The 13163-nt window shown below is 33.6% G+C and carries 12 protein-coding genes; 11 read left to right on the top strand and 1 reads right to left on the bottom strand.

The window, feature by feature from the left end:
• Positions 1–656: 656 nt before the first annotated feature.
• The 6 genes from BLV35_RS17705 to BLV35_RS17680 all read left to right on the top strand — a co-directional run bounded on the left by BLV35_RS17705 (position 657) and on the right by BLV35_RS17680 (position 3720).
• A complete protein-coding gene (locus BLV35_RS17705; protein ID WP_176980655.1) occupies positions 657–788 on the top strand; it encodes a cysteine hydrolase family protein in 132 nt (43 codons plus the stop codon).
• A 104-nt stretch (positions 789–892) separates the two neighbouring features.
• Complete coding sequence (locus BLV35_RS17700) at positions 893–1483, top strand: Crp/Fnr family transcriptional regulator (RefSeq protein ID WP_091093352.1); 591 nt, start codon at positions 893–895, stop codon at positions 1481–1483.
• Between the two features lie 175 nt (positions 1484–1658).
• Positions 1659–2111, top strand: coding sequence for a GlcG/HbpS family heme-binding protein (locus BLV35_RS17695; RefSeq protein ID WP_394331050.1), 453 nt, complete (start codon positions 1659–1661; stop codon positions 2109–2111).
• A gap of 36 nt (positions 2112–2147) precedes the next feature.
• On the top strand, positions 2148–2531 hold the full coding sequence (gene uraH / locus BLV35_RS17690) for a hydroxyisourate hydrolase (protein WP_091093378.1): 384 nt from the start codon (positions 2148–2150) through the stop codon (positions 2529–2531).
• Between the two features lie 90 nt (positions 2532–2621).
• A complete protein-coding gene (locus tag BLV35_RS17685; RefSeq protein ID WP_091093345.1) occupies positions 2622–2999 on the top strand; it encodes a DoxX family membrane protein in 378 nt (125 codons plus the stop codon).
• Positions 3000–3102: 103 nt separating this feature from the next.
• Entirely contained in the window at positions 3103–3720 is a 618-nt protein-coding gene (locus tag BLV35_RS17680; RefSeq protein WP_091093342.1) for an HPP family protein, read from the top strand.
• Between the two features lie 177 nt (positions 3721–3897).
• Here the strand turns inward: BLV35_RS17680 and BLV35_RS17675 are convergent, their stop codons facing one another.
• Complete coding sequence (locus BLV35_RS17675; RefSeq protein WP_016989150.1) at positions 3898–4368, bottom strand: JAB domain-containing protein; 471 nt, start codon at positions 4366–4368, stop codon at positions 3898–3900.
• Positions 4369–4953: 585 nt separating this feature from the next.
• On the opposite strand from BLV35_RS17675, the gene BLV35_RS17670 reads away from it, so the two are divergent.
• The 5 genes from BLV35_RS17670 to BLV35_RS17650 all read left to right on the top strand — a co-directional run bounded on the left by BLV35_RS17670 (position 4954) and on the right by BLV35_RS17650 (position 13162).
• On the top strand, positions 4954–6516 hold the full coding sequence (locus BLV35_RS17670; RefSeq protein WP_091093339.1) for a type I restriction-modification system subunit M: 1563 nt from the start codon (positions 4954–4956) through the stop codon (positions 6514–6516).
• Positions 6516–7715 carry a restriction endonuclease subunit S gene (locus BLV35_RS17665; RefSeq protein WP_091093337.1) on the top strand — a complete coding sequence of 400 codons (1200 nt, stop codon included), beginning with the start codon at positions 6516–6518 and terminating at the stop codon, positions 7713–7715. The genes BLV35_RS17670 and BLV35_RS17665 overlap by 1 nt, the downstream gene beginning before the upstream one ends.
• An 11-nt stretch (positions 7716–7726) precedes the next feature.
• Positions 7727–8269, top strand: coding sequence for a hypothetical protein (locus BLV35_RS17660; protein WP_091093334.1), 543 nt, complete (start codon positions 7727–7729; stop codon positions 8267–8269).
• Position 8270: 1 nt separating this feature from the next.
• Positions 8271–11138, top strand: a complete 2868-nt coding sequence (locus tag BLV35_RS17655) for a type I restriction endonuclease subunit R (RefSeq protein ID WP_091093331.1) — start codon at positions 8271–8273, stop codon at positions 11136–11138.
• A gap of 125 nt (positions 11139–11263) precedes the next feature.
• Positions 11264–13162, top strand: coding sequence for a P-loop NTPase fold protein (locus tag BLV35_RS17650; RefSeq protein WP_091093329.1), 1899 nt, complete (start codon positions 11264–11266; stop codon positions 13160–13162).
• The last annotated feature ends 1 nt before the right edge of the window (position 13163 follow it).

The raw sequence follows: 13163 nt of genomic DNA, 5'->3' as shown, positions 1-13163 counted from the left end.
TTAAGCCAGGCACAAGTATGTTCAAATCATTTTGCAAATTGGCTGCATAATTTTCGGGTCGCTGATTTCTCTTGGATTTATATGGCAGATGCGACAGAACCCAAAAATGATTCCGGTATTAAAGAAAAGCATTAAATTTGATTAGAGTATTGTTAAAAAATTTTTTCAACAAGATATTGAATCAATTTTTTCTTTTGGCTCCATGTAAATTATTATATCTTTCTTTTAATAAGTTATTCGATTTCTTGAACTAGTTCAACTTTTATTTATTTAGGATGATTTTATCTTTGCTGAATTCTAATATTAAATGGGACATTAAACGATAGAGAAGAATAAAATTATTAAGGAAGCAAAAACAGCATTATTTATTATAGATATTCAAAATGATTATTTTTCTTATGGGACCATGAATTGATATCATTAGATGAGGCAGCAGAGAAAGTAAGCGGAATGCTTGCTTATTTTAAAGATCGAAATATGTGCGCAGCTTATGTTTATTATAAATCCTTCAAGAGGGAGTTACATTCTTTTTGATAGTACAATGTGGGTGTCGGTACTCATAGAATCGAAACAGAAATGATTATCATTAAAAACTTCCCTAATAATTTTAGAGAGACTGAATTATTTACGAGAAAATGATCTTTATAATTTGCGGTATGATGACAGATGATTGTGTAGCGACTTACACAGGAGCAGTAATGGAATATGGCTTCGGAAACACGATTATTTCAGATGCTTTGGCAACAAGAAATAGAGATTTAAAGGGAAAGACTATTCCAGCAGAGTAAAAGAGTAAATAAGAGAATCATAATTAGCTGATTCATGCGCTTTAGCAGGACTTCATGCTAGAATTGATTCAAGTGAAATCTATTTAAAACAAGAATAAAGTAATATGAATAATTATCCTTCTTTTTATAAGAATATTCGAAAGTTTGTGAATTTATCTGATGAAGAGTTAGAGAAATTCACATCATGCTATTTACCTAAAAAGGTAGAAAAGAATGAAGTTCTTTTAAAAGAAGGAGAGGTCTGTGAATTTGAAGGCTACGTAGTTGAAGGTTGTTTTAAGGTTTTTTATAAAGACGAAAATCTTCGTGAACATATACTTTATTTTGCTATTGAAGATTGGTGGGTTTTAGATATTGGCAGTTTTGTTTCAGGAAGTACTTCGAGTCTTAATATTCAGGCTTTGGAAGACTCTGTGATTCTTAGAATTGACAGAGCTACAAAAGAACAATTGTACATTGACATTCCGAAAGTAGAACGATTGTTTAGAATAATGAATCAAAATTCGTTGGCAGCAATGCAAGTACGAATGATAAGTATGTTACATAAAAATGCGGATAGACGTTATTTAGATTTTATCGAAAGATATCCCATGCTAATGAATAGAATTGCGCAACATCAGATTGCTTCTTATCTAGGGATTTCTCATGAGTTTTTTAGTAAGCTGAGAAAGAAAATACTGCGTAATAAAAAATAGATATCAATACAACCACACCAACGTAATATTAAAGTATACTAAAAAGATCAGTTATTTATAAAAACAATTAAGATATCTAAGGCTGGTATAAAACATTAATAAGAACTTAAGATTCTTAAATTAAAAATGAATTATGGAAAAAGTGAAATATATCGCGACTGCTCTACTTGTATTTATGACGTGCACTTTATCTGCACAGTATGTAGAAAAATTAAGTAGTCTGAACCAGGCCGGTGCGCTAAAATTAGCAGAACAAGTAGGCCTCGAAGCCCAAAAAACAAATAAAAATGTGTCGATCGCGGTACTTAATTCTTCTGGTGTGACATTATTATTGCTTAAGGCTGACAATGTAGGTCCGCATAATACAGAAGCTTCAAGGCGAAAAGCCTTTACCTCCTTATCAACTAAAACTCCCAGTTTACAACTGATGCAAAATGCAGCAAGCAGCGAAAGTGCTAAAAACTTAAATACTCTTGCTGAACTTTTATTATTAGGCGGGGGAGTTCCTATCTGGAAAAATGGTGAACTCATAGGCAGTTTAGGCGTTTCTGGTGGCGGTAGTGGAGAAAATGATCACAACATTGCAGTTAAAGCTGTAGAAAGTTTAGAATTTAAAATCAATAAATAATTTTCAATGAAAACAAATAATTTTTTAATTGTGCTAATGCTTGCTGTTGCAAGTGTAAGCTTTTCACAAGAAGCTAAATACCAATTGTCTAGTCATATCCTAGATGTCACAAAGGGGGAACCTGCTCCAAATGTTAAAATAAGTCTTTCTAAACAAAAAGATAATGGAAAATGGTTGGCTGTTGACGAGAAATATACGGATAGCAACGGACGCATAAAAGATTTTTTAAAAGAAGATAAAGGAGTCAATCATCACGGAATATATAAACTAACTTATTATGTAGAACCTTATTTTACAAAATTAAATCAAAGTTCTTTTTATCCTTTTATCGAAGTTGTATTTGAGATTAAAGACGACAAGCATTATCATGTGCCAATAACTTTATCTCCTTTTGGATATTCTACTTATAGAGGTAATTAAGTAATAATCTTAAATAAATGTACAACGATTACTTTGAGTAATGAACTAATCCGTAGTTGCACAAAATGTAAATAATAAAAAACATCAATCATGAGTTCAAAATTTATTTTAGCCCTTCGTATTTTTTTTAGTGTGTTTCTACTCTTTTTTGGGTTAGATCACTTCTTCAATTATATTCCTTTCCCAGAAATGGCTCCTGAAGCAAATGCATATTTTGCTAACCTTTTATCTACTTATGCCATGCAGCTTGTAGCTGTAGTAGAAATTACTGCTGGTTTAGCATTTCTTTTCAATAGATTTGGAGCATTAATGGCATTAATATTAATGAGTGTGTCAATAAATGCAGTGCTTTTTCATCTATTTCTTGATCCACAGAAAATCTATGGTGCTTTAGTATTATTGATTCTTAATATTGTTTTTCTATTTCAATATAAAGATAAATACACTTCATTATTAAAATCGGTATAAGTATAATCAATATTTTGATTTCTATTAGAAAATTAGTTTTTGAAGAAAAAAGTAATTTACAAAAATAAAATTATGTCAAAAATAAAATAAATTAATTTTTTAAATGAATGTATTTATCAAGCGAAAAAGGATAGGTCAAAAAATAAAAAGAAATATAAGAATTTCAAAATATATAATTTACAAAGAAACGTTAATAGATTCTAAAGAGCATTTTTGGTCTTTTATTGGAGCATTTTTTGGAATTGGATTGATAGCTTTTCTTCAATCTTGTTCTTTAAATAAAATGGATAATATTTTCCTTATTGGATCATTTGGGGCTTCAAGTGTCCTAGTTTTTGGAGCAATTCAAAGTCCAATGGCGCAGCCGAGAAATCTTATTTGTGGACATGTAATTAGTGGGATTATTGGCGTAACCATTGTTAAACTTCTACCAGATATTATTTGGATTACCGCACCGCTTGCTGTTGCAACTTCTATTATAATGATGCAGATTACTAAAAGTTTGCATCCTCCTGGAGGTGCAACAGCACTAATTGCGGTCACGGGAACTGTAAAGTTGAAAGCTTTGGGGTATTTTTATGTCATTGTACCTGTTTTGACTGGTACTCTAATATTATTTCTGACGGCGCTAATTTTTAATAATATAACTAGCCACAGAAAGTATCCAACAAGTAATAAATTAACAAAACATTTAAAACTAGCTCTAGGTTTTAAAAAGTGAACCGATAATTAAAAGCATCAAATTATCTGTACTTGTGATGACTAATAATGTAAGAGGTATGTTATAGGACAGTTATGGTGTCTATTCCACATATAAATGGGATTATTTGTAGAAATTATAGTTCTTTAAAATAGGAACGCTTACCACAATCTGATACGTATGTTATAATAAAAGGGGCTATAAAGCCCCTTCATCTGTAAATGAATAATAGTTCTCTGGAGTAATAATTAAATGATCTAATAACTGGATATCAAGAATTTTACTGGCTGCTTTAACCTTAGCAGTAATTTGTTTGTCAGCTTCAGAAGCGATTAGTTTACCTGAGGGATGGTTGTGAATCATGATGATCCCAGTGGCATTGGCTTTTAGGGCTGCGGCAAATATCAATCTTACATCAACTACGGTTCCAGTGATACCTCCTGATGATATTTCATAAGCACCTAGTACTTTGTTGCTGTTATTTAATAATAAGATTTTAAATTCTTCAAAGAATTCAATTGTATTGGGATTCCAAATCTGTAATGCAATTTGATAGGCAGATTTAGAGGATGTGATTAGAGGACGTTCTGCTGCTTTTACTCTTGATTTGTAATGCAATTGGATTTCTGAAACAGTTCCCCAATTTGGATTTTTAGCATGATTTTCCATGATTTCTATAATTAAAGATTAATAATAGAACTCGAAAGGTCATGGGCGAGCGAGTGCAAAAAGCAACGCAATAAAGCAAGGGGAACCCGAGTATTTATGGGGGAATTTTTTGCTAGCGAACCGAAGCCCATTACCTAACTTTGTTGTAGTATTTGTCGAAGGTTAGTCTCATAGAATTGGATCTATTTTGCTCAAATGTCTTTGATGTAAATTCCATATTACGGTGAGCACTGATTCTATGTTGATTAATAATAGTATGGATCTAAAGACTTTATTTAGAAGTAGTTAACTACGGACTTATAAATGATTCATTCTCAAAATCAGTTGAATAGAAAATAAAGTGGCCAGTGTCATTATTTATTATAAAACACCTTTACTACAGCTTAAGGACTATTCGTATTAACTTTAAAAATATCACCAAAACTAGGTATTGCCTAACTCTACAAAAATGCGTTTATTTACAAGTCAACTAAGAAAGAAAAATAAGACGTAGTGGAGCATTTTAAATTTAGCCTTTTTACAAAGCCTTACCTTTTTAATTACAGTACCTTAGAACTCTTAAACAAATTTGATTAATTACAATTAATGGCAGCCGAACAAAAACAAAAATTAGAACAACAACTCTGGAACATCGCGAATACCCTACGTGGTAAAATGGATGCCGATGATTTTAGAGATTACATATTAGGTTTCATTTTCTACAAGTACTTGAGTACTAAAATGGATTTGTATGCCAACCAAATACTACAACCAGACGGATTGACTTTTCAGGAGATTGAAGGACATGCAGAGGAAGCACTTTTGATGCAGGAAATAAAACAACTCGCCATAGACAAACTAGGCTTTTTCTTAGAACCATCAGAACTTTTTTCTGAACTGGCTCGAAGAGGAAACGCAGGCGGTAAAAACAATTTCATCCTTGGAGATCTAGCCAAAGTACTCACGCATATTGAGCAAAGTACAATGGGGTATGAAAGTGAAGAAGATTTTGGCAACTTATTTTCTGATCTTGATTTAACCTCTCACAAACTAGGGAAGTCCGAAAGTGATAAAAACGAATTGATTGTAAAAGTACTTACCCATCTGGATGAAATTGATTTTGATTTAGAAAACACCGACAGCGATGTCCTGGGCGATGCTTACGAGTACCTCATTGGGCAATTTGCCAGTGGAGCAGGTAAAAAAGCAGGAGAATTCTACACGCCTCAACAAGTAAGCAGCGTTTTGGCTCAATTGGTAACCGTGGGCAAAGACAAACTAAAAAGTGTCTATGATCCTACTTGTGGTTCAGGTTCGTTATTGTTGCGTGTGGCCAAAGAAGTCAAAGACGTTAGCTCTTTTTACGGGCAGGAAATGAATCCTACGACGTACAACCTGTGTCGTATGAACATGATCATGCACGATGTACACTACAAACGTTTTGACATCAAGAATGAAGATACCTTAGAACGCCCGCAGCACATTGACCAGCGTTTTGAAGCCATCGTTGCCAATCCGCCTTTCTCGGCTAACTGGAGTGCAAGCCCATTGTTCATGACTGACGAGCGTTTTTCTGCTTATGGTAAACTTGCTCCAAGTTCTAAAGCTGATTTTGCCTTTGTACAACACATGGTACACCAGCTAGACGATAACGGAACTATGGCCATAGTGTTACCGCATGGTGTTTTGTTTCGCGGTGCAGCTGAAGGACACATACGCCAGTACTTAATAAAAGACAAAAATTACCTCGATGCCGTTATAGGTTTACCCGCTAATATATTTTACGGAACTTCTATTCCTACTTGTATCATGGTATTCAAGAAACAAAGGGAAAATACAAAAGACGTTTTGTTTATAGATGCCAGCCAACATTTTGACAAGGTGAAGACCCAAAACGTGTTACTGGACGAGCATATTGACAAAATTATAAGTACTTATCGTAACCGTACCGAAGAAGACAAATACAGTAAGGTAGCAACACTGAAACTGATTGAAGACAATGATTATAACCTAAACATCCCTCGTTATGTAGATACTTTTGAAGCCGAAGCAAGTATTGATATTAATGCCGTTGCAAAAGAAATAAAAGCCTTGGAAATACAAATAGGAGAAACGGATAAAACGATTGAATCTTTTTGTGCCGAATTAGGAATTGAAACCCCATTTTAATGAGTACAGTAGCACAACTTATCGGAAGGAAAAAAACTGAGATACCGCAACTGCGTTTTCCTGAGTTTACAAGTGAATGGGAAGAGAAAAAGTTAGGTAATTTACTAGAATTTAAAAATGGTATAAATGCGACAAAGGAGCAATATGGACGAGGTGTAAAATTTATCAACGTCTTAGATATTCTGAATAACGATTTTATAACGCATGAAAAAATTATTGGCAGCGTTGATGTCGAAGAAGATATTGCTAACAAGTTTTCTGTAAATTATGGAGATATTCTTTTTCAAAGAAGTTCCGAAACAAGAGAAGAGGTTGGTACTGCTAGTGTTTACCTTGACAAAGAAGTTCCTGCAACTTTTGGAGGATTTGTTATTAGAGGAAAAAAGATTGGCGAGTACGATCCTGTTTTTCTAAATAAGTTATTGAAAACCGACATATCAAGAGATGCGATAACTTCCAAATCTGGTGGTAGTACAAGGTACAATATTGGACAAGAAACTTTAAATTCAATATTCTTACCGTTTCCAACTCTCCCAGAACAAACCAAAATCGCTTCTTTCCTAACGGCAGTAGATGAAAAGTTAACCGCCTTAAAGAAAAAGAAAACCCTTTTAGAGCAATACAAAAAAGGCGTGATGCAGCAAATTTTCGCTCAAGAATTGAGGTTTCGAGACGATAAAGGCAATGATTATGCGGATTGGGAGGAGAAGAAGTTGGGGGAGGTTGCTAAAAAAAAATCATCTAATATTTCTGCAAATAAAATTGAAGAAAATATAGGGGATTATATTATTTATGGTGCTTCAGGGATTCTCAAAAAAGTAGATTTCTATAAAGAAGAAGATGATTATATCAGTATTGTAAAGGATGGTGCTGGAGTTGGACGACTATTATATTGTAAAGGCAAATCTTCGGTTTTGGGAACAATGGAAATCATAAGTCCAAAATCAGAATTAAATACTTACTTTTTATATTGCTTACTCTCTAACATAGATTTTGTGAAATATGTAACAGGTAGCACAATACCACATATTTATTTCAAAGATTATTCAACTGAATATTGTGGAATTCCATCTTTAAAAGAACAAACAAAAATCGCAAATTTTCTATCGGCTATTGATATCAAAATCAATCATTGCCAAGCACAAATAGAAAAGGCCACGATTTGGAAAAAAGGGTTATTGCAACAAATGTTTGCGTAATTAGTTGTCCTATGAAAGATATTTTAGAAAAAATCCATAAAGTGCAACTGGAATCCTTTTGCAAATTGGAAACATTTAGACATAAAGATTATTTAAAAATATTACCCACAAACCATAGAGGTTTGTATTGGTTATGGACAAGCTTAACTCTTGATGAGTTACAAATGAATACTCTGCCAAATATAAGGAAGGAAGTTCCAATTAGTAGGTTAGTTGAACATCGCAAGCTTTTAAATAATATTTGTAGGATAGAGAAAAACGATTATGTGGTGGTTTATAACGGCATTGGTGGATATCATAAGTCCAAATCTTCTGGATTAAGAGAACGAATTAAACAAGAAGTAAAGGGTAACGGAGAGACTGTTGGTACATTAAATATTTTAAAAAATAGTGATATTTCAAAATGGGCGGTTTCTTATTTTGATTTTGATGCTCCTGAAAATGCTGAGATAATAGAAGAATTAAACTCTGCTTCACCATATAAAGAATACGCAAAGGATTTAGAAATGTTATGGAGATTACATTATGGAACACCAATTTTAACACGACACTAAAATGAGCCATCAATCTGAAGCACAATTAGAAAACAACCTAATCAAGCAATTGCAGGGTTTAGGCTATGCGTCTGTACGAATTCAGGACGGAGACGCCCTGGTCGCTAACCTGAAAAGCCAAATGGAATTGTTTAACGAAACTAGCTTCAGTACAAAAGAGTTTGATGCCATTTTAAATCATCTCGCCAAAGGTAATGTATTTGAAAAAGCCAAAACGCTACGCGACCGTTTTCAATTGACTAAGGAAGATGGCACTTCGTTTTATGTTCGTTTTTTTAATAGTGAAGATACAGCTGCTAATGTATACCAGGTAACCAACCAAATCAGTCAAGAAGGAAGCTACAAGAACCGCTATGATGTGACGCTTTTGGTCAACGGCTTGCCTTCGGTACAAATAGAACTCAAACGTTCCGGTACCGAAATCAAAGAAGCCTTTAACCAAATCAATCGCTATCAAAAACATTCGTTCTGGAGCAATCACGGTTTGTTTCAATACGTGCAACTCTTTGTGATTAGCAATAGTGTCGATACGAAGTATTTGGCCAATAATAAATTACAATCGGTCAAACAAACATTCTTTTGGGCTGATGCCAATAACAAAAACATTACCGAATTAATAGAATTTGCAGCAGCATTTTTAAATCCAACCCATTTGGGCAAAATGATTGCGCATTATATTGTCATCAACGAGACGCACAAAGTCATGATGATTTTGCGTCCGTATCAATATTTCGCTACCGAAGCCATAATTCATCAGGTTAAACATTCTAGCGATAACGCTTATATTTGGCACACCACGGGTTCGGGAAAAACCTTAACCTCTTTCAAAGCGAGCCAAATTATAATGGATTTGCCAGAAGTGCATAAAGTGGTTTTTGTAGTAGACAGGAAAGATTTAGATTTCCAAACTATGAATGAATTCAACGCCTTCAAGAAAGACAGCGTTGATGTGACTGACAATACACAATCCCTAGTAAAACAACTGACGGATAATACCAAACTGGTTTTAACTACGATTCAGAAATTAAACAATGCTGTTTCAGATCGATTCAAGCACAGCATAGAACCATTGCGTCATAAGAAGATCGTCTTTATATTTGATGAGTGCCACCGTTCTCAATTTGGGGAAACCCACGAGCGCATTACGAAGTTTTTTGATAAAAGTCAGCTGATCGGTTTTACTGGTACGCCAATTTTCGCCGAAAACGCTTCCAAAAACGACAAAGGAAAACGAACCACCAAAGATTTATTTGGCAACTGCCTGCATAAATATGTCATTACCGATGCGATTCATGATCAAAACGTTTTGCCTTTCGGAATAGAATATGTGGGGAAATACAAAAATAAAAGCAAATCTTTTATTGATATTGAAGTAGAAGAAATAGACAAACAAGAAGTGCTGGATTCGCCCAAACGGATTGAGAAAATTGTCGATTACATTATAGCCTACCACGATCAGAAAACGTTCAGCAAGCAATATTCGGCACTGTTGACCGTGAGTAGTATTGACAATGCCATACAGTATTATGATTTCTTTCAACAAAAGAAAGAAGCAGGAGAACACGATTTGCGTGTAGCAACCATTTTTACCTATGGTGCCAATGAAGATTCAGACGAAGCGCAAGATTTTTTACCAGGAGATTTTGATGTAGCAGCCGAACCAGAAAGTAGATATGCATCAAGTCACAGCAGAGATAAACTAGAAACATATATTGGGCATTACAACCAAATGTACAATGGTAGTTTTACCACCAAAGACTCCAAATTATTTGAATCGTATTTTAATGATATTAGTGGACGTTTAAAAAACCGTGAGAAAGAAAACTTCAATGATAAGAAAGACCGTTTAGATATTGTCATTGTAGTCAACATGATGCTTACTGGTTTTGATGCCAAGAAAGTAAATACGTTGTACGTAGATAAAAACTTGAAGCAACACGGCTTAATTCAGGCCTTTTCTAGGACTAATAGAATTTTGGGCGAACAAAAATCGCAGGGAAATATACTTTCTTTTCGAAATCTAAAAAAAGCGACCGATGATGCGATTACTTTGTTTTCGAACAAAGATGCAATAGATGTAGTCACGATTCCCAACTATGAAAAAATAGCCGAAAAATTTGCCGAAGCCTTAAAAGCATTGCGTGAAATCACACCCACATACCAGAGCGTAAATGATTTGAAAGACGAAGAAGCGCAAGCTTTATTTGTGCAAGCCTTCCGGAAATTGATGCGTAACATGAATGTCTTACAATCCTACACTGATTTTGATTGGGAGGATTTAGAAATTGAGCAACAAGAATTTGAAGATTACAAAGGGAAGTATTTGGACTTGTACGAAAAGGTGAAGCAAGACACCCAAGTACAGAAAACTTCGATCCTAGATGATATTGATTTTGAATTGGAGTTGATACACCGGGATAAAATAGGAGTGGCCTATATCCTGAAATTATTATCACAATTGAAAGGCGCCAACACCTCGGAAGCCAAAGCCCAACGTAAAGCCATATTGGACTTATTAGGTGGCGACATCAAACTGAGAAGTAAACGAGAATTGATTCAGAAATTCATTGACGAAAACATGCCGCACATCAAAGACGGCGATGCCATAGAAGAGGAGTTTGAAAAATTCTGGCAAGAGCAAAAAGTATTGGCTTTAGGAAAACTCTGCGAAGAAGAACACCTGGACAAAGCCCAGTTCAAAGCCTTAATCGATGCCTACATCTACAGCGGCCGAGAACCCATAAAAGATGAAGTTTTTCAATGCTTAGACAATAGACCAAGCATATTGCAAGCTAGAGTCATCGGGGATAGGATCATTGCAAAGATGAAGGAATTTGTGGAGCTGTTTGAGAAGGGAATGGTGGCTTAGAGCTAAAATATGGAGAATATTTAATTTAAACCAATCTAAACTCAAAGCTAAATTTATCTTATTTGCTGAAAATTTAAAGCATCAAATTGAGTTTAAGAGATTATTAATTAATTTAAAGAAATGTTATGTGGAGTGATAATGAAACATCAGAAGACCTTTTAGGGTTTAAAGTACATGCAGATTTATTAATTGATGTAATTAATGATGAAACTATCTTACCAATAACGATTGGAGTTTTTGGTGATTGGGGTAGTGGAAAATCAAGTATTTTACAGATAATTAAAAATGAGTTTGAGAACGAAGAGTATGAAGATTCACTTTGTATATATTTTAACGGCTGGACTTTTGAAGGTTATGACGATGCTAAAGCAGCTTTATTAAATTCAATTTTGAAAGAACTTGAAGAAAATAAAAAGCTTTCTTCAGAAGTGAAGCAACTTGTAAAGGGAAAAGCTGAAAAATTATGGAAATCAATCAATTGGATGCGAGGAGCAGGTTTGGTAATGAAAAATATAGCTTTACCTGCCGTTTCGGCATATTTTAGTGGGGGCTTAAGTTTAATTCCTTATGCATCACAAAAATTAATAGAATTTGGAATTGATAGCAAAGAAAAACTAATAGGAAAGCTTCAAAGTGCTGAAGGTGTTGATTTTTTTAATTCATTACAAATTGCTGGAAAAGAAACTGTTGATAAAACTAATGCAGTTGCAGATTTTAGGAACGATTTTGAAGATTTATTGGAAAGTACAAATTTTAAGAAACTAGTGGTTATTATTGATGATTTAGATAGATGTACGCCTGACAGAATAATAGAGAATTTAGAGGCGGTTAAATTATTTCTTAATGTTCCCAAAACCGCATTTTTAATTGGCGCAGATCCTCGAATCGTTAGACACGCAATTGAATTAAAATATAAAACCGATAATATTTCATACAATTCTGACGATAAAATAAAGAATGATAGGATTGTAAGTGATTATCTAGAAAAATTAATACAAATCCCATATAACCTGCCTAAACTTTCTGATAATGAGGTTGAAACATATCTGACACTTTTATTATGTAAGAAAGCCTTCCCAATTAAGTTTAAAGATATACTAAAAAAGTATCAGGACCATATTAAGGAAGATAGATACAGTGTTTTTGGATTTGGTAATATAGATGGTGTTTTATCGGTGGAAGAGATTTCCAGCTTAGGTAATAGTATTACAATCTTAGCCTCATCAGCTAAGATTATTACTTATGGTTTAAAAGGAAATCCAAGGCAAATTAAACGATTTTTAAATACATATATCTTAAGAGGAAAATTAATAACAATTGCTAAACTTGACAACGTTAAACTAGATATTCTTGCTAAACTAATGGTTCTAGAATATTCTAATATTGATTTATTTAGAGAATTATATGAATGGCAAGCAAAATCTGAAACTAACGGTTTTTCAACAGAAATTAAAGAAATTGAAGATCTAGCACAAGAATTTAATACCGATGAGATTGTTTCAAAATATTCTGTGAATTGGACTAAGGGAGATGTTGTTAACTGGTTAAATACAGAACCCAAATTGGCTGATGTTGACTTAAGGGATTATTATTGGATTTCACGGGATCAATTATCAGATAGTATTTCAGCATCATCCTTATTGCCAAAGGAAATAAGAGATTTAAGAACCAAAATAATTAATTATAGTTCTGAAAAGAATTTAAAAGGAATTATTACCAATTCAGTAAAAATTCTGGATGAAAGTAAGTTGAAAATCTTAATTGGATTGTTTGAAAATGAAATTCAAAAAACTCCTGAAGAAGAAAGAATCCATTTAATTTTCATAGAATTAATTTTGCAAAAAGCATTGTTTTCAATTGATGTTTATCTAAAAATAATTAAGCAAATGGATCAATCAAGAATACCGAGTCATTTAAGTAGTAAGTTTAAAATGGTGCTTAAGAGTAACCCAGAAATGGAAAAAATTATTACTGAATTAAAGAAAGATCCTAAAACTAAAATTTGTAAATCATTGAATAATTAGA

The sequence above is a fragment of the Flavobacterium gillisiae genome, from assembly GCF_900107635.1.
In the GTDB taxonomy this organism is placed as follows: domain Bacteria; phylum Bacteroidota; class Bacteroidia; order Flavobacteriales; family Flavobacteriaceae; genus Flavobacterium; species Flavobacterium gillisiae.
The sequence above is the reverse complement of the archived record's forward strand: the minus strand, read 5'-3'. Positions and strand labels throughout refer to the sequence as shown.